The sequence below is a fragment of the Mycolicibacterium tusciae genome, assembly GCF_002086795.1.
Classification (GTDB): domain Bacteria; phylum Actinomycetota; class Actinomycetes; order Mycobacteriales; family Mycobacteriaceae; genus Mycobacterium; species Mycobacterium tusciae.
The window spans coordinates 113,778-137,009 of record NZ_MVIM01000008.1 but is presented as its reverse complement, the minus strand read 5'-3'; the positions used below and the strand labels follow the sequence as shown (position 1 = coordinate 137,009).

Annotated in this window: 22 protein-coding genes and 1 tRNA gene; 12 read left to right on the top strand and 11 right to left on the bottom strand. The window is 66.7% G+C overall.

Features of this window, described 5'->3' with window-relative positions; genetic code table 11:
* Positions 1-1,014, bottom strand: coding sequence for a phosphogluconate dehydrogenase (NAD(+)-dependent, decarboxylating) (gene gnd / locus BST47_RS16840; RefSeq protein ID WP_207568632.1), 1,014 nt, complete (start codon positions 1,012-1,014; stop codon positions 1-3).
* Between the two features lie 109 nt (positions 1,015-1,123).
* On the opposite strand from gnd, the gene BST47_RS16835 reads away from it, so the two are divergent.
* The 4 genes from BST47_RS16835 to BST47_RS16820 all read left to right on the top strand — a co-directional run bounded on the left by BST47_RS16835 (position 1,124) and on the right by BST47_RS16820 (position 5,379).
* On the top strand, positions 1,124-2,287 hold the full coding sequence (locus BST47_RS16835) for an aromatic ring-hydroxylating oxygenase subunit alpha (protein ID WP_083126674.1): 1,164 nt from the start codon (positions 1,124-1,126) through the stop codon (positions 2,285-2,287).
* The gene (locus tag BST47_RS16830) at positions 2,284-3,069 is read left to right on the top strand and encodes an enoyl-CoA hydratase-related protein (RefSeq protein ID WP_083126673.1); all 786 of its coding nucleotides are present in this window, start codon (positions 2,284-2,286) and stop codon (positions 3,067-3,069) included. The genes BST47_RS16835 and BST47_RS16830 overlap by 4 nt, the downstream gene beginning before the upstream one ends.
* Before the next feature lie 87 nt (positions 3,070-3,156).
* Positions 3,157-3,438, top strand: coding sequence for a hypothetical protein (locus BST47_RS16825; RefSeq protein WP_083126672.1), 282 nt, complete (start codon positions 3,157-3,159; stop codon positions 3,436-3,438).
* A 78-nt stretch (positions 3,439-3,516) separates the two neighbouring features.
* Positions 3,517-5,379 (top strand): pyruvate kinase, encoded by a 1,863-nt coding sequence (locus BST47_RS16820; protein ID WP_083126671.1) that lies wholly within the window; start codon positions 3,517-3,519, stop codon positions 5,377-5,379.
* A 23-nt stretch (positions 5,380-5,402) separates the two neighbouring features.
* On the opposite strand, the gene BST47_RS16815 is transcribed toward BST47_RS16820, so the two are convergent.
* From BST47_RS16815 to BST47_RS16775, 9 genes are all read right to left on the bottom strand, one after another.
* Entirely contained in the window at positions 5,403-6,341 is a 939-nt protein-coding gene (locus tag BST47_RS16815; RefSeq protein ID WP_083126670.1) for a Ppx/GppA phosphatase family protein, read from the bottom strand.
* A gap of 4 nt (positions 6,342-6,345) precedes the next feature.
* On the bottom strand, positions 6,346-6,840 hold the full coding sequence (locus tag BST47_RS16810; protein WP_083126803.1) for a DUF501 domain-containing protein: 495 nt from the start codon (positions 6,838-6,840) through the stop codon (positions 6,346-6,348).
* Positions 6,833-7,516: an FtsB family cell division protein gene (locus BST47_RS16805; RefSeq protein WP_083126669.1), complete on the bottom strand. Its 684-nt coding sequence runs from the start codon at positions 7,514-7,516 to the stop codon at positions 6,833-6,835. Before BST47_RS16805 ends, BST47_RS16810 begins: the two co-directional genes overlap by 8 nt.
* A 3-nt stretch (positions 7,517-7,519) precedes the next feature.
* On the bottom strand, positions 7,520-8,809 hold the full coding sequence (eno, locus tag BST47_RS16800; protein ID WP_083126668.1) for a phosphopyruvate hydratase: 1,290 nt from the start codon (positions 8,807-8,809) through the stop codon (positions 7,520-7,522).
* A 73-nt stretch (positions 8,810-8,882) separates the two neighbouring features.
* Complete coding sequence (locus BST47_RS16795; RefSeq protein ID WP_083126667.1) at positions 8,883-9,626, bottom strand: lytic transglycosylase domain-containing protein; 744 nt, start codon at positions 9,624-9,626, stop codon at positions 8,883-8,885.
* Positions 9,627-9,705: 79 nt separating this feature from the next.
* On the bottom strand, positions 9,706-10,734 hold the full coding sequence (locus BST47_RS16790) for a nucleoside triphosphate pyrophosphohydrolase (RefSeq protein WP_083126666.1): 1,029 nt from the start codon (positions 10,732-10,734) through the stop codon (positions 9,706-9,708).
* 167 nt (positions 10,735-10,901) lie between these two features.
* Complete coding sequence (locus BST47_RS16785) at positions 10,902-11,387, bottom strand: hypothetical protein (RefSeq protein ID WP_083126665.1); 486 nt, start codon at positions 11,385-11,387, stop codon at positions 10,902-10,904.
* A gap of 242 nt (positions 11,388-11,629) precedes the next feature.
* The gene (gene mfd / locus BST47_RS16780) at positions 11,630-15,265 is read right to left on the bottom strand and encodes a transcription-repair coupling factor (protein WP_083126664.1); all 3,636 of its coding nucleotides are present in this window, start codon (positions 15,263-15,265) and stop codon (positions 11,630-11,632) included.
* A gap of 82 nt (positions 15,266-15,347) precedes the next feature.
* The gene (locus BST47_RS16775; RefSeq protein ID WP_083126663.1) at positions 15,348-15,953 is read right to left on the bottom strand and encodes a TetR/AcrR family transcriptional regulator; all 606 of its coding nucleotides are present in this window, start codon (positions 15,951-15,953) and stop codon (positions 15,348-15,350) included.
* A 104-nt stretch (positions 15,954-16,057) separates the two neighbouring features.
* Between BST47_RS16775 and BST47_RS16770 the strand changes: the two genes are divergently transcribed.
* From BST47_RS16770 to BST47_RS16750, 5 genes are all read left to right on the top strand, one after another.
* Positions 16,058-16,129 (top strand) — tRNA-Gln (locus BST47_RS16770).
* A gap of 107 nt (positions 16,130-16,236) precedes the next feature.
* Positions 16,237-17,742: a bifunctional UDP-N-acetylglucosamine diphosphorylase/glucosamine-1-phosphate N-acetyltransferase GlmU gene (gene glmU, locus BST47_RS16765; protein ID WP_083126662.1), complete on the top strand. Its 1,506-nt coding sequence runs from the start codon at positions 16,237-16,239 to the stop codon at positions 17,740-17,742.
* Positions 17,743-17,816: 74 nt separating this feature from the next.
* Positions 17,817-18,797 carry a ribose-phosphate diphosphokinase gene (locus tag BST47_RS16760; protein WP_083126661.1) on the top strand — a complete coding sequence of 327 codons (981 nt, stop codon included), beginning with the start codon at positions 17,817-17,819 and terminating at the stop codon, positions 18,795-18,797.
* Complete coding sequence (arsC, locus tag BST47_RS16755; RefSeq protein WP_083126660.1) at positions 18,797-19,141, top strand: arsenate reductase (glutaredoxin); 345 nt, start codon at positions 18,797-18,799, stop codon at positions 19,139-19,141. The genes BST47_RS16760 and arsC overlap by 1 nt, the downstream gene beginning before the upstream one ends.
* Positions 19,138-19,806, top strand: coding sequence for an LpqN/LpqT family lipoprotein (locus tag BST47_RS16750; protein ID WP_083126659.1), 669 nt, complete (start codon positions 19,138-19,140; stop codon positions 19,804-19,806). The genes arsC and BST47_RS16750 overlap by 4 nt, the downstream gene beginning before the upstream one ends.
* Before the next feature lie 89 nt (positions 19,807-19,895).
* On the opposite strand, the gene BST47_RS16745 is transcribed toward BST47_RS16750, so the two are convergent.
* Positions 19,896-20,744, bottom strand: a complete 849-nt coding sequence (locus tag BST47_RS16745; RefSeq protein ID WP_083126658.1) for a type IV toxin-antitoxin system AbiEi family antitoxin — start codon at positions 20,742-20,744, stop codon at positions 19,896-19,898.
* Positions 20,745-20,861: 117 nt separating this feature from the next.
* Here BST47_RS16745 and BST47_RS16740 point away from each other — a divergent pair, with 117 nt between their 5' ends.
* The 3 genes from BST47_RS16740 to pth all read left to right on the top strand — a co-directional run bounded on the left by BST47_RS16740 (position 20,862) and on the right by pth (position 23,135).
* Positions 20,862-21,731 carry an oxidoreductase gene (locus BST47_RS16740; protein WP_083126657.1) on the top strand — a complete coding sequence of 290 codons (870 nt, stop codon included), beginning with the start codon at positions 20,862-20,864 and terminating at the stop codon, positions 21,729-21,731.
* 132 nt (positions 21,732-21,863) lie between these two features.
* Positions 21,864-22,550: a 50S ribosomal protein L25/general stress protein Ctc gene (locus BST47_RS16735; protein ID WP_083126656.1), complete on the top strand. Its 687-nt coding sequence runs from the start codon at positions 21,864-21,866 to the stop codon at positions 22,548-22,550.
* Positions 22,551-22,556: 6 nt separating this feature from the next.
* Positions 22,557-23,135, top strand: coding sequence for an aminoacyl-tRNA hydrolase (gene pth / locus BST47_RS16730; protein WP_083126655.1), 579 nt, complete (start codon positions 22,557-22,559; stop codon positions 23,133-23,135).
* The last annotated feature ends 97 nt before the right edge of the window (positions 23,136-23,232 follow it).

The window sequence follows — 23,232 nt, the reverse complement described above, 5'->3', positions numbered from 1 at the left end:
CTAGTTCTTCTTCTCGGCGTGGCCGCCGAATTCACTGCGCATGGCCGACAAAAGCTTGTCGGTGAACTCGCCGAGGTCACGCGAGGAGAACCGTTCGAACAACGACGTGGTGATCACGGGGGCGGGGACCCCCTCGTCCACCGCGGCCAGCACCGTCCAGCGGCCCTCGCCGGAATCCGAGACGCGGCCGGTGAAGTCGTCGAGTTCGGGTGAACGAGCGAGCGCATCGGCGGTGAGATCGACCAGCCACGATCCGACCACCGACCCGCGGCGCCAGACTTCGGCGACCTCACCGACGTCGATCGAGTACTGGTAGGCCCACGGATCGCGCAGTGGGGTGGTTTCCGCGTCGACCGTGCGGTCGACCTTGCCCGCATCGGCGTGCTTGATGATGCTCAGGCCCTCGGCGATGGCGGCCATCATCCCGTACTCCACCCCGTTGTGCACCATCTTCACGAAATGCCCTGCGCCGCTTGGCCCGCAATGCAGATAGCCGTCTTGAGCGGTGCCGTCGGTGCGGGTACGGCTGGGAGTCGGCTCGGCACAGCCCTCCCCCGGCGCGATGGTCTTGAAGATCGGATCGAGCCGCGACACCACTTCCTTTTCGCCGCCGATCATCAGGCTGTAGCCACGCTCGAGACCCCACACCCCCCCGCTGGTTCCGCAGTCGACGTAGTGGATGTTCTTGGTCAGCAGGCTCTTGGCGCGGGTGATGTCGTCTCGGTAGTAGGAGTTGCCGCCGTCGATCACCGCGTCGCCGGCTTCCAGGAGATCCACCAGCTGCTCCAGGGTGGAGTCCACCACCGCGGCGGGCAACATCAGCCACACCGCGCGCGGGGTCTGGAGCTTCTGTACGAAATCGCTCAGCGAGTCCGTCCCCGTGGCGCCCTCACCGGCAAGCTGGGACACCGCATCGGCGTTCATGTCGTAGACCACGCACCGGTGCCCGTCGCGCATGAGCCGTCGTACCAAATTGGCACCCATCCGGCCGAGCCCGATCATTCCCAGCTGCATTGGCGAATCCGTGGCCATGTTTCTCCTAGTGATCGTGGTCTCCGACGATGTTAACGCTATCTCACGATCTGATTGACACGTAGCAGTATGAGTGTGATACTCCCGTGGTATGGCCACCCCGACACGGGCGTCGGTCGCCGACGATGTCACCGTCGTCCGCCGCATCCTGGCGCACATCGACGCAGGCACGACCGACGAGGGTGACGCGTGGCGCGAGCCCGTCGAAAATTATGTGAACCCAACCCGATTCGCCGAAGAGCTCGAGATGCTGCGCTCCTACCCGAGCGTCTATCTGCCGTCGGCAGCGCTACCCAAACCGGGCGACCACGTCGAGCGGGTCAGCTTCGGCGTACCGCTGTTCGCGGTGCGCGGCCGTGACGGCACGGCGCGGGTGTTCCGCAACTCGTGCCGGCACCGGGGCATGGCGCTCGTCGAAGGGCCTGGCTGTGCGCAGGCACTGATGTGCCGCTATCACGGCTGGACCTACCGTCTCGACGGCGCGCTGTCGCACGTGCCCCACGCCGATGCCTTTCCCGGCCTGGACATGTCCGCCCGGGGGCTGGTCGAGGTCGAGAGCCGAGAGGTCGACGGATTGATCGTGATCGGCCCGCTGGGGACCCCGCACCCGCAGGCGGACGCCGCGATGGCGGCCTTGGCCGACGGCAGCCCGTGGCGGGACAAGTTGGTGCACTCGACGCGGCTCGTCGCGGTGCGGCCGGCGTTGCGCGCGATGAACTGGAAGGTCCTCGTCGAGCAGTTCCTCGAGGGCTACCACATTCGCACCACCCACAAGAACACCTTCTACCCGATCCAGTACGACGACCTCAACGTCGTCGAATCGTTCGGGCCGAACACCCGAGTCACGTTCCCCTACAAGAACATCGAACGCCTGCGTGACCGTCCCGAGTCGGCGTGGGAAGTCGGGCATCGTGTGACGTACGTATACCACCTGTTCCCCAACGTCATGGTGGCGACGTTCCCGAACCAGGTGCTGGTGATCACGGTCGACCCGATCGACATCGACCACACCACGGTCACGATCTACGCCATGGTCACCCCGGAAGTGATGCAGCGGGCCTCGAAAGACCCCGTGGCCTCCCAGGACGCGCGAAACCTGCTGAACGACGGCGGCATCGAGGACAACGACATGTCGGAAGGCGTACAACGGGGCCTGCACGCCGGGGCCAACACCTTCGTCGAGTTCGGCACCCACGAAAGCGCGATCGGCCTCTTCCACGCCACGCTCGACGACCGGTTGGCGAGAATGCGATGACCACCTACGAGCACCTGCTCTACGAACAACGCGGACCGGTCACCGTCATCACCATCAACCGGCCCGAGCGCATGAATGCCATTGGTCCCCAGACTCATCGCGAGCTCGTCGACGCGTGGGAGCGCTTTCGCACAGACGACGACGCCCTCGTCGGCGTCCTCACCGGCGCGGGCGACACCGCGTTCTGCGCGGGCGGTGACCTCAAGGCCGCGCAGGCCGGTGAGCTGCCGGTCGACGCGAGCCCCGACGACGGGGTCCTCGGCCCGTCGCGCTGGACCCACATCTACAAACCCACGATCGCCGCGGTCAACGGCGTCGCCTATGCCGGCGGTCTGGAATGGGCGTGCTGGACGGACCTCGCGATCGCCGACGAACACGCCACCTTCGGAGTCACCTGCCGCCGCTGGAACATCGGGCTGGCCGACGGCGGCACCCAGCGCCTTACCCGCATCCTGGGCTACCGACGCGCGATCGACCTCATCATCACCGGCCGCGTCGTCGACGCCATCGAGGCCGAACGCATCGGCCTCGTCAACCGGGTCGTGCCGAGCGGCACCTGCGTGCAGCACGCTCTCGAACTCGCCGACACGATCGCGGCGCTCCCCCAACCCGCGCTGCGTACCGACCTCGAGGCCGCGCGCACCGGACAGGGCCGGCCGCTGGATGAGGGCTTGCGGATCGAAGCAGAGTGCTTCGGCCGGTCCATCTACGCCGCCGAAACCCTCGAAGGGTTGCGACGGTTCAACGAGCGCGACCATCCCGACCTCGCGCCGTCCCGGTGACGATATTTGCAGCCGACCGCGGCGACGTCGGTCACTTATTTGCCCGGGAAGTAGGCCAGCGAACCTAAGCTCGGTTACGGTTTTGACGTGGCAACTCCGACTGTGCCTTTCGACTACGCCGCGAAGCAGGCGTCCGATTCGCTACAGGCGAGGTACTTCCGCGGCGCGCTGGTCGATCAGCGGGCGCTGATCGCCGCCGAACTCGTGCGACAGACCCGGAAACTGAATGGCATGTCCATCCGGTCAGATGCGTTGGCCATCAGCCAGCTGCGTCGAGACATCCGCGCCAACGAGACCGAACTCCGCGACCTGGACCGCATGATCGCCGCGCTCGACCACCGCTTCGCCGCGATCTGGTCTGCCCGGTAGCGCCGATCCGATTGACGAGTGCCTAAGGTCCGCGTCGGTGTTCATCGGCCGGTAACCCGTGGCCGATAGCGTGCGTTCATGTCGTTACATGAGCCCGGTCTGCTGGCCCGTGACGACCCGACCGACCGCGAACTGGTCCGTTTGCTTGCACGGCTTGACGACCTGCTAGCGAGACTCGAGACGGCGGAACAAGAGTGGTCGGACTGGCTGCCCGCCGTGGCACCAGAGTTTCGCGCCAGTGCGCGAAACATCGTGCACTACTGGGCGATTCGGCAACACGACCTGCGCGACTTGCAGGCGCGGCTGGGCGCCTTCGGCTTGTCGTCGTTAGGCCGCAGCGAACCACATGTCGAGGCCACGCTGCGGCTTGTCCGATCTGCGGTCATCGCCATGATGGGAGACACCTGGCGTCCCCCCGAACCTGCCGCGGTCAGCGCAGAAGAGGGTCGCGAACTATTGCGGCAACGAGTTGTCAAGCTTCTCGGGCCGGCCCCACCCGGTCGTGAGACCCGCATCATGGTCACGCTGCCGTCGGAGGCAGCGACGGACCCTGACCTCGTCCGCGGACTGGTCGAGTGCGGCATGAACGTCGCCCGCATCAACTGCGCGCATGACGACGCCGACGCGTGGCGGGCCATGGCCCGCCATGTGCGACACGCCAGCACAATGACCGGCCGATGCTGCCTCGTCGCGATGGACCTCGCCGGCCCGAAGCTGCGCACCGGACCGATCCAGTCCGGGCCCCGCGTCGTCAAGCTCCGGCCTCACCGCGACGCCCTCGGCCACGTCATCGCACCGGCGCGAGCCTGGCTGACCGCCGCCGACGGCCCGACCGACCCACCCGAGCCCGGCATGCAGATACTGCCTGTACCTGCACAGTGGCTTAGCCGCAGAGGAGACGGTGACGTCGTCGCCCTTTACGACACCCGAGGCGCGAAGCGGCACCTTGTGCTGACGAGATCCGATGACAATGCTGCGGGACTCATCGCGACCACGCGCAAGACCACGTATCTGGCCGCCCACACCCTCCTGCACGTCGAGCACTCTGACGATGCGGTCGAGCTGGGGCTCTTGCCTGCCCGGGAGCAATATCTGCAGCTGCGCCGGGGCGACATTCTGCAACTGACCCGTGACTGCTCGCCGACGGCCGTCGACACCGAGGGCGTACCGAGAATCGGCTGCACGCTTCCCGAGGTATTCGACAACGCTCTAGTCGGCGAGAAGATCCATTTCGACGACGGCCGCATCGGCGGTGAGATCGTGTCGGTCAACCGCGACGTGCTCGGGGTACGCATCGATCACGCCGCGCCGGACGGTTCCCGGCTCCGCGCGGCCAAGGGCATAAATTTGCCGGACACCCGGCTGCCGGTACCGGCGTTGACCGAGAAGGACATCGCTGACCTGGCCACGGTGGTGGATATCGCCGATGTCGTCGACGTGTCGTTCCTGCGAGATACGTCCGATGTTGTTCAGCTGAACGACGCGCTGCGCCGGCTTGGCGGCGACCACCTCGGCATCGTGCTGAAGATCGAGACACGGCAAGCGTTCGAGCGCCTACCGCGATTGCTGCTGACCGCGATGCGCCGGCCGCGCATCGGGGTGATGATCGCGCGCGGTGACCTCGCGGTCGAGGTGGGCTACGAACGGCTGGCCGAATTGCAGGAAGAGATTCTGTGGCTATGCGAAGCGGCGCACCTGCCGGTGATCTGGGCCACCCAGGTGCTTGAACAACTCGCGAAGAACGGACTGCCATCCCGCGCCGAAATCAGCGATGCCGCGATGGGTGAGCGCGCCGAGTGCGTGATGCTCAACAAGGGCACACACATCGATGACGCGGTTGTTGTGCTCGACGACATCCTGCGCAGGATGGCCGAGCACCATTACAAGAAAAACGCGTTGCTGCCGCAGCTGCACTCCTGGCGCCCCCAACGGGCGCCGTAACCGACGCAAAACGTCGCACGAAGCTAGGCGATCGACAGCGCGATGCCGTCGAGAATGTCGTGCTCGCTGACCACCAGTTCGTCGATGCCGGCCCGCTGACCCAGCGCATACGCCAGCTCCTCGACGATGATCGCGCCACCGCCGATGACATCCACCCTGCCCTCGTGCATCGGACCCAACGCGGCGCGTTGGGCCCGCGTCATCGCGATCAGCTCATCGCACACAGGCAACAAATCGTTGAAACCGACGCGGGACAAGTGAATCGCCTCGGAATCGTAGGTCGCCATCTTGTGCGCCAGCGCCGACACGGTCGTCATGGTGCCGGCCACCCCGACCCATGTGCGCGCGCGTTCGACGGGCACCACGCCGAACGCCTGCCCCAACCCATCACGGACGACCTCCCGTGCCGCGGCGACCTCCGCAGGGGCCGGCGGGTCGGAATGCAGGCACCGCTCGGTGAGCCGCACACAGCCGATGTCGGCGGAGAAGCCGGCCTCCACATCGCGCACTCCGAGCACCACTTCGGTGGATCCGCCGCCGAGGTCGACGACGACGAAAGGTCCGTCGGCCGTGTCCAATTCGTTGACCGCACCGCGGAACGACAGCTCGGCCTCCTCGGTCCCGGTGATCACCTCGGCGACAGCACCCGGCACCACAGCGCCGAGAACCTCCGCGGTCATCGCGAAGAACACGTCGCGGTTCGACGCATCGCGCGTCGCGGAGGTGGCGACCATCCGCACCGTCGGCACGTCATACGTACGCAGCAGCTCGGCGTAGTCCGTGAGCGCTACCCTGGTGCGGTCCAGTGCCTCGGAAGCGAATTGCCCTGTGGCGTCGACGCCTTGACCCAGCCTGACGATCCGCATCTCTCGATGCACATCTACCAGCTTGCCCCCGTCGGTGTCGGCGATCAGTAGCCGAATCGAATTCGTGCCGCAGTCGATGGCGCCGACCCTGCTCATGCGCTCATACGCTCCACGTCTCCCGTTCCAGAATTCCCGCCATCGCCGGTTCGCCGGCCAGCACCGCCAACGCCTCGTCACCGAACGGGTTGACACCCGGCCCCTTGGCCAGCGCGTGGGCGATCACCACGTGTAGGCACTTCACCCGATCGGGCATGCCGCCGCCGGAAAACGTTGTGCCCAAAGGTTCTATCGCATCCCGCTCGGCGAGGTACGACTCGTGCGCCCTGCGATACGCGGCGGCGAGTTCCGGGTCCTCCTGCATACGCTCCGTCATCTCCCGCATCAGACCCGACGATTCGAGCCGGCTGGCCGCGGCGGTCAGCGCCGGGTGGGTCAGGTAGTAGAGCGTCGGAAAAGGTGTGCCGTCGGGCAGCTTCGGCGCCGTCTTGACGACGCCGGGCTCGCCATTGGGACACCGGTAGACGATCTCGAGGACACCGCGGGGTTCCCGACCCAGCTGCGCCGCGACCGCCTCCAGATCCGCCGGGTCAACCACCGGGAGGGGGCGCATTGTTCGGCGGTGCGGGCGCAGGAGGCGCGGGCGTCGGTGCCGGCGCGACACCGTAGGGCTTCTCGGCGATGGTGCTCCACAGCGCGGTGTACCAGGGCTGGTCGGGGTCGACGGTGGCCGGTTCCACGCCGGGCATCGTCGGCACCGCGCTGCCTGGCGGAAGCTGCACCTGGTACGGAATCTCGCCGGGCATCACGAATCCGAGGCGTTCACGCGCCTGCGCGGCGACGAACACCGGGTCGGCCAGCTTGACCTTCTGCTGTTCCAGGTCGGCGATCTGTGCGCGCAGTTGTTCCTCGGTCGCTTTCAGTTGTTTCATCTCGGTGCGCTGCCCGAAATAGGTGCGCACCGGCCCCGCGATGGTCAGCGTCAGCACGCAGATCACCGCCGCCAGGATGGCGGCACGCCGCGCCGCGGACCCGAACCGTTGCTCGGACTGCTGCTCGGCGGCCACCACGATGGATTTACGGATCGAGTCGGCGGCGTCTTTCGGTTCGGCGGCTTGCGCCTCCGGCGCCGGCCGCGGCTCGGTGATTCGCTGCTCGCGACGTACGGGCGACGTGCTCCGCGGACGGCCCCGCGTTGCCTCGGACTTACCCGACTTCCCAGGTCGAGAAGTCGGGGATCGCCGCTTGGGGTCGGGCCGCTTCGCTTCTGGCACGGGCTATTTGGTCTCCACCGAATAGCGCGGGAACGCCAGATCGCCCGCATACCGGGCGGCGTCGCCGAGGGTCTCCTCGATGCGCAGCAGCTGGTTGTACTTGGCGACGCGCTCGCTGCGCGCCGGTGCGCCGGTCTTGATCTGACCACTGCCCACCGCGACCGCGAGGTCGGCGATCGTGGTGTCCTCGGTTTCGCCGCTGCGGTGGCTCATCATCGTGCGGTAGCCGCTGTTGTGTGCGAGCGCGACGGCGTCCAGCGTCTCGGTGAGCGTGCCGATCTGGTTGACCTTCACCAGAAGTGCGTTGGCCGCACCCCGTTCGATGCCGTCCTCCAGACGCTCGGGGTTGGTGACGAACAGATCGTCGCCGACGAGCTGGATGCGGTCACCGATCGCGGCGGTCAGCGCCACCCAGCCGTCCCAGTCGTCCTCCGACAGCGGGTCCTCGATCGACACCAGCGGATACGAATCGAGCAGCCCCGCATAGAACTCGATCATCTGCATGTCGGTCCGGGTTTCTTTCTCGAACTGGTAACCCGTTCCCTCGGTGAAGAATTCGGTTGCGGCGACGTCGAGCGCCAGCGCCACGTCGGATCCGGCCTTGTAGCCGGCACCCTCGATGGCCGTCAAGATCAGGTCCAGCGCGGCCTTGGTCCCCGCGACGTCGGGAGCGAATCCGCCCTCGTCGCCGAGTCCGGTGGACAGACCCTGCTTCTTGAGCACCGACTTGAGCGAGTGGTACACCTCGGTGCCCCACCGCAGCGCTTCCTTGAAGCTGGCTGCGCCGATCGGGGCCACCATGAACTCCTGGACGTCGACGCCGGTGTCGGCATGCGCGCCGCCGTTGAGGATGTTCATCATCGGCACCGGCAGGATGTGGGCGTTCGGCCCCCCCAGGTACCGAAAAAGGGGTAGAGCGGCACTGTCTGCCGCGGCCTTCGACACGGCCAGCGACACGCCGAGGATCGCGTTGGCACCGAGACGGGACTTGTCGGGGGTGCCGTCCAGATCCAGCAGGGCCTGGTCGACGAGCCGCTGATCGTCGGCGCTGAGCCCGATGACGGCGGGAGCGATCTCGTCCAGCACCGCCTCGACGGCCTTTTCGACGCCCTTGCCGCCGTAGCGGGAGCCGCCGTCGCGCAGCTCGACCGCCTCGTGTTCACCGGTGGAGGCACCCGACGGCACCGCCGCCCTCGCGAAGGTGCCGTCCAGCAGGGCCACCTCGACCTCGACCGTCGGGTTGCCGCGGGAGTCGAGGATCTCGCGGGCTCCGACCTGCTCGATGATGGGCACTTGCGCCTCCGTGGTCTTGAGAATGGGTTCCTGACGTGGATGAGCCTAGAGGTTGCGCCGAGAACCGGCGTGTTTAGAGGGGGTGTCCGTCGGCGTAGGCCGTCGCCCAGTCGCGCACGGTGCGCGCGTACTGGTCGGAATGGTTGTAGGCCCGCAGGGCATCCATCCAGCCCCGGGGTGTGGCCAAGTCCTTGCCCCGCCAGCACAGGTAACCGGCCGCCGACAGCGCGGCATCGTCGAAGTTGTCCGGGCTGATGACCCCGTCGTTGTTGGCGTCGACGCCGTAGAGCTTCCAGGTGTCAGGAATGAACTGCATCGGGCCCATCGCGCGGGCGTGGACGGACTCCGCGTCCTGTTGCTCGTCGTGGCTGACGCCCTCGCTGTCGAAGATCTCGAGGTTGCCGTTGGTGCCGTCCAGGCGGACACCACGGATCGGCGGGGTGACGTCACCGTTCTCGGCGATCGTCGCGCCGCGGAACGTGCCGTGGTGGCTTTCCACCTCCCCGATACCTGCCAGCGTTGTCCACTCCAGGTGGCAGTCGGGGTTCTCCACCTCGGCAACCCGGGCCGCATAGGCGTAGGCCTCCAGCGCCGCAATGGGCATCCCCAGCGCAGGGGCACGTTCGGCCGCCCACTGGCGCAGCTGATCGGCGGGACGCCCGTCGGCGTGGGTGTCGATTTTTGGCACAGCGTCGCCCGCTGGCGGTGGCACCCCCTCCGGAATCGGGGTGCCCACCTGCCATGAACAGCTCGAAGCCATGATCAGCGCTGTCGCTCCCAATACCGCGACCGCTCGCAGCCAACGCACGCGCGACACCAAACTCCCTCAAACCAACCTCGGTCATGCCATCGTCCCACGCGCTCAAGGCATGGTGGGAAGGCGCGGCCGACGCCTCCTACGCCGAATCCCGGTTCAGCGGGATCATTACTTGATCTTCCAGTTCACCGTCATTCTCGTTACTAGGGACCTCGGCCGGGGCGTGGGCGGGACCGGGCCAGTGTGCTCGCCACTCCTGCTCGGTGACGTCGCCGAGCGACGCGACGTCGAGTTCTTCGGGCACGTCCGCCCCGCGCCGGTCCGCGGCGACCGCGAATTCGGTCGTGCGGACGGTGTCCATGAACTCCAGCACCGACGAACGCAATGCGCTCTCGGTGTCGACGTGTGGGGCCACGCTGACCGATGTCATGGATTTCGGAATCAGGTCGGCGGGTACACCGGCCGCGGTCGCCCGCTCGAGCACCTTCTGCGCCAAGGCCAGTGCGGGTTGGCCGGTCGGCACGTTGTCCATCGCGGAGCGGACGCCCTTTTTCGACCGCTCCAAGGCTTTGCGCTCTTCCCACTGCGCGAGCTGATCTTCCAGTGAGATCTCTTCACCGGCGAGCACCGCGGGCACGCGATTGACGAGCTTGCGGATCAGCGAGTCCGCCACGTCGTCGATCGAGAACGGGCGCTCAGGCGCGTCCTCCGCAATGCGGGCGTGAAAAAGCACCTGCAGCAACACATCTCCGAGTTCGTCGCGCAACTCGTCGGCATTGCCGCTGCGCACCGCGTCGAAGACCTCGTAGGTCTCCTCGAGTAGATAGCGGCGCAGCGAATCGTGGGTCTGCTGCGATTCCCAGGGTCCCGACGTGCGCAACTTGTCCATCATTGCCACGGCATCCACCAACCGCTCACCAGCCGAGGCGCCGGGCGCCTCGATGAGTCGGTCACCGGCCGCCAGTCGCGCCTTGACCGCGGGGTGCTCCGGGTCTGACGACAGCAGCACCGGCGCATCCTCGCCGCCGTACGCGGGCCTGGCCGCGGGCAGCGACCACGGCACCCGAACCGGCATCTCTTCGGTGTACTGGACGTCTCCGGCAAGCAGATCGATCGCCTCGACCGGCACCAATGAGGGGCGGCGCGGATCGACCAAAACGACGGTCATCGGCTCGACCCCCTCACGCGTTCTGTGAGACCGTTGATCTCGGTTATACCAACACTGCCAGACTGGACCCGCCTGGTGAGAACCGGTAGCGCTGCACTCCGCGGTCCTGATGCGGGGATGGCCGCCCCGCCCGGAGGCGGAGCGGCCATCGAGTCACGTCGGGCGACTCAGGACTCCGGCGGGAACACGTCATCCGGCAGCGTCCAGTGGCCCGGGGCCTCATCGAAGAACGGGTTGACGATCCCGTTCACCGTCGACATCTTCTTCAGCTGCCCCGGCGGGATGTTGAAGAAGGGATTCGCCACCCCGTTGATGAACGGCGAGTTCTTCAGCTGTCCTGGCGGAATGTGTCCGACCGGCAGCCGGAAGTAGTTGTCCACCTCAGGGAACTGCACGCTCGGCACATTCACATCGGGAACGTTGACCGCGGGCACGTTGACCGCAGGCACGTTCACATCGGGAACGTTGACCGCAGGCACGTTCACATCAGGAACGTTGACCGCAGGCACGTTCACATCAGGAATGTGCGGAATACCCGGGACGGGAATCGGCGGCTGCGGCACAGCCTGCGCGAGCCCTGCGCCAAGGCCGAGCGCGCCGAGTCCGAGTGCACCGGTCATCGTGGTGGTTATTGCCATCTTCTTGAAGTTCATATCGACTCCTTCGCCTTGCGATCACACGACCGCACCAACCAGCTCGGTGGTAATCGCGTGATGTATCGGTTTAGGAAATTGCGCGACCGCCTCTGTCCAGCGATCTCGCCGCCCTCGGTATAGACGACAATGCAACACCTTGACCCCCCGACTCGTATGTCGGATCGGCACCCCCGTGCGTTAACAGGGACTGCCGATCCAAAGCCGCTGTGCAGCAACGAAACGCCGCGGCGACCAGGGGTTTAGACCGTCGAAACCAAGCCAGAAATAATGTCGACGCTCCCCTGGGGCTTTCCGTCCAAGGCCAGGAGCAGGTCGGCGGCCATCTGTAGCAGTTCGAGGTCGCGGATCCGCGGCGCGGCGACACCGCCACCCGCACGGGGTATGGGTACCTGCACCGTCGACGTCGTCGCGCGGTACGCCGCACTCGGGTAGAGCCGCTTGAGCCGCAGCTGCTGCGAATCCACCAACTGCAACGGCGACAGCTTCAGTGTGGCTTCCGACACTGTGCTCATCTCGGTCACGCCATAGTGCTTACACAGCAATCGCAGGCGCGCCACCGCGACCAACCGACGCGCGGGTTCGGGCAGCGGGCCGTACCGGTCGACGAGCTCTTCAATGACGGAGCTCACCGCGCCCTCATCCGCCGCCGCCGCCAGCCTGCGGTAGGCCTCCAACCGCAATCGGTCGCTGCCGATGTAGTCCGGCGGCAGATGCGCGTCGACCGGCAGATCGATGCGCACATCCTTCGGTTCTTCAGGCGCCAGAACCGTTTTCCCGTCCGCCGCGGCGCGGTAGGCCTCGACGGCCTCACCGACCAGCCGCACGTACAGGTCGAAACCGACGCCGGCGACGTGACCGGACTGCTCGGCACCGAGAACGTTTCCGGCACCGCGGATTTCGAGGTCCTTCAGCGCCACCGCCATCCCGGCGCCCAGTTCATTGTTCTGCGCGATCGTGGCCAGCCGGTCATACGCGGTTTCGGTGAGCGGAACCTCCGGCGGATAAAGGAAATACGCGTAACCGCGTTCGCGGCTGCGGCCCACCCGTCCTCGCAGCTGATGCAATTGCGACAGGCCGAATGTGTCGGCCCGCTCGACGATCAGTGTGTTGGCGTTGGAGATGTCCAGGCCGGTCTCGACGATCGTGGTGCACACGAGGATGTCGAACTCGCGGTTCCAGAAGCCCTCGACGGTCCTCTCCAGCTGCTCCTCGGGCATCTGCCCGTGCGCGACGGCGACCCGGGCCTCGGGCACCAGCGCGCTCACCTTCGCGGCGGCCTGGTCGATCGAGCGCACCCGGTTGTGGATGTAAAAAGCCTGCCCGTCGCGCAGCATCTCGCGGCGCAGCGCCGCGGCGACCTGCTTGTCGTCCTGCGGGCCGACGTATGTCAGCACCGGATAGCGCTCCTCGGGCGGGGTGAGGATCGTCGACATCTCCCTGATGCCGGCCAGGCTCATCTCCAGCGTGCGCGGAATCGGGGTGGCGCTCATGGTCAGCACGTCGACATGAGTGCGCATCGACTTGATGTGCTCCTTGTGCTCGACGCCGAACCGCTGCTCCTCGTCGACCACGACCAGGCCCAGGTCCTTCCACATCACGCCCGTCTGTAACAGTCGGTGGGTGCCGATCACGATGTCGACCGAGCCGTCCTTCATGCCGTCGAGCACCGCACGGGACTCGGCGGGGTGGGTGAACCGGGACAGACCCTTCACGGTGACCGGGAAGCCGGCCATGCGCTGGGTGAACGTCTGCAGATGCTGGTCGGCCAGCAGCGTCGTCGGCACCAGCACCGCGACCTGCTTGCCGTCCTGGACCGCCTTGAACGCCGCCCGCACCGCGATCTCGGTCTTGCCGTAGCCGACGTCACCGCAGATCACCCGGTCCATCGGAACGGGCTTCTCCATATCGCCCTTGACCTCGGTGATGGCCGTGAGCTGGTCGACGGTCTCGGTGAACCCGAACGCGTCCTCCATCTCGGCCTGCCACGGGGTGTCGGGTCCGAACGCGTGTCCGGCCGACGCTTGGCGCTTGGCGTACAGCGAGACCAGCTCGGCCGCGATCTCGCGGACCGCGCGGCGGGCTTTCGTCTTGGTGTTCGTCCAGTCGCTGCCGCCGAGCTTGCTCAGGGTCGGTGATTCACCGCCGACGTAGCGCGACAGCTGATCCAGCGAGTCCATCGGCACGTACAGCCGATCCGACCCACCGCCCCGCTTCGACGACGCGTATTCGAGCACCAGATACTCGCGTCGGGCGCCGCCGACCACCCGCTCGGTCATCTCGACGAACCGGCCGATGCCGTGCTGGTCGTGCACCACCAGATCGCCCGCGGTCAGCGCCAGCGGATCGACGACGTTGCGTCGCTTGGCGGCCAACCGCTTGCCCTCGGTGGCAGCGACCCGGTTGCCCGTCAGATCGGTCTCGGTGATCACCACCAGATTGGCGCCCGGGATCACGACACCGTCGTGCAACGGCCCCTTGAGCACGTTGACGATCCCGTCCTTCAGGTCCTCGCCCGGCTCCAAACAGACTGCCGCCGTGTCGGATTCGCGCAATTGCTCGACGATGCGGTGCGCGGTGCCGGTGCCGGGCGCGACGACGGCGGCATGCCCGCCGGTGAGGACGTGGGCGCGCAGCATCGCGAAGATCTCGATGACATTGCTCTGCTGTCCTCGCGCCGACGGCGCCGGGCGGATGTCGATCTCGAGTGCGGACTCGTCGGACAGCTGGCTCAGCGTCCACCACGGGTGGCCGCTGTCGCGGGCCGCGGAGCGCGCGTCATCCAACTCGATGAAGCCCGACGCGCCCATCGCCTCGAGGTCGATCGGTGCATCACCGCCGACCGCCGCCGTCGACCACGAGGCCTCCAGGAATTCGCGGCCCGTCTTGATCAAGTCGGCCGCGCGGGTGCGGACCTTCTCCGGGTCGCAGATCAGCACAGGGGTGTTGTCCGGTAGGTGCGCGGTCAGTGTCGTGAGGTCGGCGGGCCGCAGCAGCGGCAGCAGCGCCTCCATCCCGTCGACGGGGATGCCCTCGGCCAGCTTGGCGAGCATGTCGGGGATGCTGCCGGTGACGCTGTTCTCCAGTGGCGGGTGCTCGGCGGCCAGCTTGGCGGCACGGTCGCGGACGTCGTCGGTCAACAGCACTTCACGGCAGGGCACGGCGATGAGCACGTCGACGTCGATTTCGGGGATGGACCGCTGGTCGGCGACGGCGAACATCCGCATCTCCGAGACCTCGTCGCCCCAGAACTCGATGCGCACCGGGTGCTCGGCGGTCGGCGGGAACACGTCGAGGATGCCGCCGCGCACCGCGAACTCACCGCGCTTGCCGACCATGTCGACGCGGGTGTACGCCAGATCGACCAGCCGGGCGATCACTTGGTCGAATGTCGCCTCGGCGCCGACCGTCAGCGTCACCGGCTCGATCTCGGCCAGGTCCGGGGCCATCGGCTGCAGCAGCGACCGGGTGGTCGTGACGACGACGCGCAGCGGTGGGCCGAGGCGTTCGTCGTCCGGGTGGGCCAGCCGGCGCAGCAGCATCAGGCGCGCACCGATGGTGTCGACGCCCGGGGACAGCCGCTCGTGCGGCAGCGTTTCCCAGGACGGGAAGAGTGCGACGGCGTCGCCGAATACGCCCTGCAGTTCGGCGGTCAGGTCGTCGGCTTCGCGCCCGGTCGCGGTGACGACCAGCAGCGGGCCCGCCGAGGCAAGTGCGCTCGCGACATACACCCGCGCGCTGGCGGGTCCGACCATGGTGAGATCGGCGGGTTTGTCGGCGGCGCGGTCGGCGACCTTCTGAAGCGAAGGATCCCGTAGCGCCAGGTAGACAACTCCGGCGATCGGGGTCTGGACATGGTTGATCCCCGATGCGGTCATGATGCCTCCATCGTAGGTCGACGAAGGCGTCTGATTTCGGTGTCGCTGGTCACGCTCGCCGCGACTCGATACACCGAAATCGCTACTCGTCGAGCAGTGGCGGGTCCTTCTCGAGATGCATCAACCCGTTCCAGCAGAGGTTGACCAGATGTGCGGCCACGACCTCTTTCTTGGGCTCCCTTACATCCAGCCACCACTGCGCCGTCATCGAAACGGAGCCGACCAGGGCCTGCGCGTACAGCGGCGCCATCTCGGCGTCCAGGCCGCGGCGGGAGAAGTCACCCGCCAGGATGGAGGACACCTGGTTGACGGCCTCGTTCAGCAGCGTCGAGTAGGTGCTGCCCGACGTGATCGACGCCGGGGAGTCGCGAATGAGGATGCGGAAGCCGTCGGTGCGCTCGTCCACGTAGGTCAGCAGTGCCAGCGCCACCCGCTCGATGCGCAGCCGGGACCGGTTATTGGTCATCTTCGTGAGCGACGACGTGATGCGGTCCAGCAGCGCGGACATCTCGCGGTCGACCACCACCGCGTACAGCCCCTCCTTGCCGCCGAAGTGCTCGTAGACGACCGGTTTGGAGACGTTGGCGCGCTGCGCGATCTCTTCGATCGAGGTGCCCTCGTACCCGCGCTCGGCGAACAACGATCTCGCGATGTCGATGAGCTGATGCCGCCGCTCCGCACCGGTCATCCTGGCGCGGGGCGTGCGCATGTTGCTATCGGGGCCGTCGGGTTTAGCTGGCACTGCCACGGCTTTCAGGGTATGCCCTTCGACTAACATCACGGGTTGATCGATCCGTCGTGGTGTAATCGGCAGCACCTCTGATTTTGGTTCAGATAGTTCAGGTTCGAGTCCTGGCGACGGAGCACTTTGCGCGGCGTGGGCCCACACGAAGTAGGGGAAATGCGCAAACTGGCCAAGGAAGACGGCGTGTCACCCGCAGACACGCACGTTCGCGGGGAAGGGAAACCCTATGACCCAGGGGCCCACTAATTCGGCCGTCGTCGTCTTGGCGGCAGGCGCAGGCACCCGGATGCGCTCCGCAACCCCGAAGATGCTGCATGAGATCGCCGGCCGCAGCATGCTGTCGCACGCTCTGCACGCCGTGGCCGACGCGACGCCGCAGCACCTCGTCGTCGTCGTCGGCAAGGACCGCGACCAGGTGGTGCCCGCGGTCGACGAGCTCGCAGCCGAACTCGGCCGCGGCATCGACATCGCGGTGCAGGAGGAGCAGCTGGGCACCGGGCACGCCGTCGCGTGCGGCCTGACCGCGCTGCCCGCCGGCTTCACCGGCACTGTCGTCGTCACCTTGAGCGACGTACCGCTGCTGGACGCCGGCACGCTCGCCGACCTGATCGACGTGCACAGTGCCGAATCCGCCGCCGCGACGGTGGTGACGACGACGCTGCCCGACCCGAAGGGTTACGGCCGCATCCTGCGCACCCAGGACGGAGAGGTCATCGGCATCGTCGAACAGGCCGATGCCACCCCGTCGCAGCTGGCCATCACCGAGGTCAACGCCGGCGTCTACGCCTTCGACACCACCGCGTTGAGGTCGGCGCTCGGGCGTCTGCGGTCGGACAACGCGCAGCATGAGCAGTACCTGACCGACGTCATCTCGATCCTGCGGTCCGACGGCCACGTGGTGCGGGCCAAGCACGTCGAGGACGCAATGCTGGTCGCCGGTGTAAACGACCGGGTGCAGCTGGCCACACTGGGCGCCGAACTGAACCGGCGCATCGTGACCGCGCACCAGCGCGCCGGGGTGACGATCACCGATCCGGCCACCACCTGGATCGACGTCGACGTGACCATCGGGCCCGACACCGTCGTCTACCCCGGCAGTCAACTGCTCGGGTCAACCCACATCGGCGCGAACTGCCAGATCGGCCCGGACACCACGCTGACCGACGTCACCGTCGGCGACGAGGCGATGGTGGTCCGCACCCACGGCAGTCAATCGGCGATCGGCGGCGGGGCAGCCGTCGGCCCGTTCGCGTACCTGCGGCCCGGCACCGTGTTGGGCGCCGACGGCAAGCTCGGCGCGTTCGTCGAGACGAAGAACTCCACCATCGGGGCGGGTACCAAGGTGCCGCACCTGACCTACGTCGGAGACGCCGACATCGGCGAGCACAGCAATATCGGCGCATCGAGTGTGTTTGTCAACTACGACGGCGAGACCAAGAGCCGCACGACGATCGGCTCCTACGTGCGCACCGGATCCGACACGATGTTCGTCGCGCCGGTCACCATCGGCGACGGCGCCTACACCGGCGCGGGCACCGTGGTGCGCGAGGACGTGCCGCCGGGCGCACTTGCGGTGTCGGCGGGGCCGCAGCGAAACGTGGAGGGCTGGGTGGCACGTAAGCGACCCGGATCGGCTTCGGCCGCCGCAGCGGCGGCGGCATTGGGCTCAGACAAGGCCGCGTCCAGTCCATCTGGCGAACAGCCCAGCCAGGACGACGCCACAAAGCCGTGAGCCGGTTGCCAGGTGTTCGAGATTTGGCAACCCGTACGATTGAGCCGATATCGTCCCCGAGCAATGAGGGCACTGTGGGCACCGAGTGGACCGACAACCGCAAAAATCTGATGCTGTTCTCGGGTCGCGCGCACCCCGAACTGGCTGAACAGGTCGCTAAAGAGCTCGACGTCCACGTGACGGCGCAGACCGCCCGCGATTTCGCGAACGGCGAGATCTTCGTCCGCTTCGACGAGTCGGTTCGCGGCTGCGACGCCTTCGTACTGCAGTCGCACCCAGCGCCGCTGAACCAATGGCTGATGGAACAGCTGCTGATGATCGACGCGCTCAAGCGGGGCAGCGCCAAGCGCATCACCGCGATCCTGCCGTTCTACCCCTACGCCCGCCAGGACAAGAAGCATCGCGGCCGCGAGCCGATCTCCGCAAGGTTGGTCGCCGACCTGCTCAAGACCGCGGGTGCGAACCGGATCCTCACGGTCGACCTGCACACCGATCAGATCCAGGGCTTCTTCGACGGCCCGGTCGACCACATGCGGGCGCAGAAGCTGCTGACCGGCTACATCGCCGAGAACTACTCCGATCACGACATGGTCGTGGTCTCCCCCGACTCAGGCCGCGTGCGCGTCGCCGAGAAGTGGGCCGACTCACTGGGCGGCGTTCCCCTCGCCTTTATTCACAAGACCCGCGACCCGCTGGTGCCCAACCAGGTGAAGTCCAACCGCGTCGTCGGCGATGTGAAGGGCAAGACCTGCATCCTCACCGACGACATGATCGACACCGGTGGCACCATCGCCGGCGCGGTGAACCTGCTGCGTGCCGACGGTGCCAGCGACGTCATCATCGCCGCGACGCACGGTGTGCTGAGCGATCCCGCCGCGCAACGGCTCGCGGACTGCGGTGCACGCGAGGTCATCGTCACCAACACGCTGCCGATCGAGGAGCAGAAGCGCTTCCCGCAGCTGACCGTGCTGTCGATCGCACCGCTGCTGGCCAACACCATTCGCGCGGTGTTCGACAACGGTTCCGTCACCAGCCTTTTCGACGGGTCCGCGTAGTGCCAGAGGGAACCATCTATCACAACCCGAAGTGCAGCACGTCGCGTAAGACGCTGGAGTTGTTGCGGGACAACGGCATCGAGCCGACGGTGGTGCAGTACCTCAAGACCCCGCCGACGCGCGCCGAGCTCGCGAAGATGATCAAGGATGCCGGCATCGACGTGCGCACCGCGGTGCGTAAGCGTGAATCACTCTACGGCGAGCTGAATCTCGCCGACGCCAGCGACGACGAACTGCTCGACGCCATGGCCGAGCACCCGATCCTCATCGAGCGGCCGTTCGTCGTCACCACGAAGGGCACTCGGCTCGCCCGGCCGATCGACGCGGTGCGCGAGATTCTGTGAGGGTTCGCCACCGCGTGGTCGCCGCCGCGCTGGCGGTGCTCGCCGCGTCGGGTTGCGCCCCCAAACCGCCTGACTACCAGTCGCTTTTGTCGACGACGCCGACGACCGCGACCACGTCGTCGGGCGACGAAGCGCAGGTGCCCATCGCGACCTACCTGGAGCAGAAGGGCGTCGTCGGCGAGCCCATTCCGGCGGACAAACTCACCGACCTCACGGTGACGTATCCGACGCCGCCGGGGTGGAAGCCGTTCTTCAACTCGAACCTGTCGCCGGGCACGCGGGTGATCGCCAAAGGCACCACCTATCCGACGGCGATGGTGATCGTGTTCAAACTCAACGGTGACTTCGATGTCAACGAGGCCATCGGGCACGGCTACGTCGACGCCGAGATGTCGGAGAACTTCAAGCGCCTCAACGCGTCCATGGACAACTTCAAGGGTTTCCCGTCGGCCATGATCGAGGGCAGCTACGACCTCAACGGCGCGCGGATGCACACCTACAACCGGATCGTCATCGCGACCGGGGCACCGCCGGCCAACAATCGGTACCTCATCCAGTTCACGGTGACGGGCTACGCGGACAAGGCCGTCGAAGAGGCACCCGATATCGAGGCGATCATCCGGGGTTTCAACGTCGCAGTGCCGAAGGCGCCCCCGCCCAGGTGACTGTGCGCGAAATTGGGCCCACACGAAGTAGGGGACATTCCAGCAGCGGAAGTTCGAGTAGACGCCTGCTGGAATTCCATTTCGACTGATCACGGTCGCCAACCGCGCGATACCAGCGCTGCCCGCGCCGCGCGAACCACGTCGCGGCGACGATCTTCTTTGATGACGCGCAGGACGATCCAGCCGAGACTTTCGATCTTCGGGATCACGCGCATGTCCTTCACATACTGCTGCCGGTCGGTTCGGTGCTGATCCCCGTCGTATTCGGATAGGACCTTGAACTCCTCCCACCCCATGTCGACGGTGCGGAGCAGTTTCCCGCTCTCATCGAAAATTGGTATCTGCGTGGTCGGAAGCGGAAGGCCCGCATCGATATAGACGAGTCGCAGCCAGGTTTCTCTCGGCGAGGCGGCGCCGCCGTCGACAAATGGGAGTGCGTCCTTGAGGAGTTGGACGCCGCGCGCGCCGCGGTACCGCTTGGCCAGGAATAGCACGTCCTCCGTCGAAAACGGCCGCGCATGCATAAGTGAATCCATGCGCGCCATGGCCTTTCGGCGTTCGTGATAGCGCCCCAAATCGAACGCGGTGCGGGCCGGAGTAGCGACGGGCAATCCGCCGACGCAGGTGATTTCATCGTGCAGGATCCGCTCGTTGCGCGTGACGATGCCCTTCGGCGGGCGGGCGGAGTTGTGCACCAGTTCGATCGGAACATCGGCGTCGACCCAATCAGCACCGTGCAACGCCGATGCCGCGACACCGGTGACGATGCCATTGCGCTTCGACCACAGCCACGCGCCCTTCGCGCGATCGGCGAGCGATACGTCGTGCCACCTGGGCGCGTGCACGTTCGGATACAACCGCCGATACCACCGCGCGAGCTCATGTCGCGTCACCGTGCCGCGCGCAACCGCTTCGGTGCCGATCAATACGTCCCCCATGACGAGATATTGCAGACCCGCACCGACATCACCCGCGAAATTGCGTTCCAGCAGGCGTCTACTCGAACTTTCCCTGCTGGAATTCCATTTCGGCGAATCGTCACTAGGGTGGGCGCCATGAGTCAATGGACCGCCGCCGACCTGCCGTCCTTCGCCGGACGGACCGTCATCGTGACCGGAGCCAACAGTGGCCTGGGCCTGATCACCGCGCGTGAACTGGCCCGCGTCGGGGCCAAGACGATCCTCGCCGTGCGCAATACGGCCAAGGGCGACGATGCCGCGAAATCCATCACCGGCGACGTCGAGGTGCGCAAGCTCGACCTGCAGGATCTCGCGTCGGTGCGCGCCTTCGCCGAAGGGGTCGACAAGGTCGACGTTCTCGTGAACAACGCGGGCATCATGGCGGTCCCCTACGCGCTGACCGTCGACGGGTTCGAGAGCCAGATCGGCACCAACCACCTCGGCCACTTCGCCCTGACGAACCTGTTGCTGCCCAAGATCACCGACCGCGTGGTGACCGTGTCCTCCGGCATGCATCTGATCGGCCAGATCAACCTCAAGGATCTGAACTGGAAGGCGCGGCCCTACTCGCCGTGGCGGGCCTACGGGCAGTCCAAGCTGGCCAACCTCCTGTTCACCAGCGAGTTGCAAAAGCGACTCGACACCGCGGGGGCGACGCTGAAAGCGCACGCCGCCCACCCCGGCTATTCGGCGACCAACCTGCAGGGCCACACCGGCCGCAAGTTGGGCGACGCGTTGATGACGTTAGGCAACAAGTTGGCCACCGACGCCGACTTCGGCGCCCGTCAGACGCTGTACGCGGTGGCCGAAGACCTGCCGGGCAATACGTTCGTCGGGCCGCAGTTCGCGATGTGGGGTCCGACCGGTCCCACCCCGCTGCGCAGCCCGCTGGCCCGCGACGCCGAGAAGGCCGCCGGCTTGTGGGAGCTGTCCGAGCAACTCACGGACACCAAGTTCGGGCTCTGATTTGGGGTTGAGCTGCGGCTGCGGCTACCCTGGCTGCTAATCACGGCGAGGGTGGGCAGCCACCGTTATCGACGCGAACCATCTTCAGAGGTTCCCTGGCCGTGCTCGACACGACACAGGAGTTGAACCCGAATGGCCAAGAACGCGCCGAACAACATCGCAGCAGCGGTCCGCACCGAGACCGGCAAAGGCGCCTCGCGGCGCGCCCGCCGCAACGGCAAGGTACCCACCGTCCTCTACGGCCACGGCAGCGATCCGCAGCACCTCGAGCTGGATGCTCATGACTTCTCGGCCGTGCTGCGTCACGCCGGCACCAACGCGGTGCTTACCCTCGACATCGAGGGTAAGGAGCAGCTGGCGCTCACCAAGTCACTCGTCATCCATCCGATCCGCCGCAACATCACCCACGCCGACCTGCTGGTCGTGCGTCGCGGCGAGAAGGTCACCGTCGAGGTCAACGTCATTGTCGAGGGCGAAGCGACTCCCGGCACGCTGGTCACCCAGGACAGCAACAGCATCGAGATCGAGGCCGACGTGCAGTCGATCCCGGAAAACCTCACCGTCTCGGTCGAGGGCGCCGAGATCGGCACCCAGTTCACCGCGAGCGCGATTCCGTTGCCCGACGGTGTTTCGCTGATCTCCGATCCCGAGCTGCTCGTCGTCAACGTCGTCGCCGCCCCGACCGAACAAGACCTCGAGGCCGAGGGTGCCGGCGAGGCCGGCGGCGAAGAGGCCGAAGGCGAAGCCACCGAGGGCGAAGCAGCCGAGGGCGAGGGCGAGGGCGAAGCCGGCGAGACACCCGCCGCGGACTCCGAGTAGTACGCGATGGCCGAACCCCAACTCGTGGTCGGCCTCGGCAACCCCGGTCCGCAGTACGCCACCACGCGGCATAACGTCGGCTTCCTCGTCGCCGACATCCTGGCCGATCGCATCGGCTCGGGTTTCAAGGTGCATAAGAAGTCGGGGGCCGAGGTGGTCACCGGTCAGCTTGCCGGCCGTCCGGTGGTGCTCGCCAAACCGCGCTGCTACATGAACGAGTCCGGGCGTCAGGTGGCGCCGCTGGCCAAGTTCTACTCGGTGGCGCCCGCCGACATCATCGTCATCCACGACGAGCTCGACATCGACTTCGGCCGCATCCGGCTGAAGTTCGGTGGCGGGGTCGCCGGGCACAATGGCCTGCGATCGGTGGGATCGTCCCTGGGCTCCAACGACTTTCAGCGGGTTCGCATCGGAATCGGTCGCCCGCCCGGCCGGATGGAGGGCGCGGCGTTCGTGCTCGGCACGTTCACCTCGGCGGAGTGGAAAGAGGTGCCGACGATCTGCGAGCAGGCCGCCGACGCCACCGAACTGCTGATCTCCCAGGGGTTGGAGCCGGCTCAGAACACCGTGCACGCCTGGGGCTAGCGCTGACGCGAACGTGGCACCGGCAGGCCAGGTTTGGCGCGCGCGGCCCGCGTCTCGGCTCCGAATCGGCGACGACACTGGCGCACAACCGACTTGC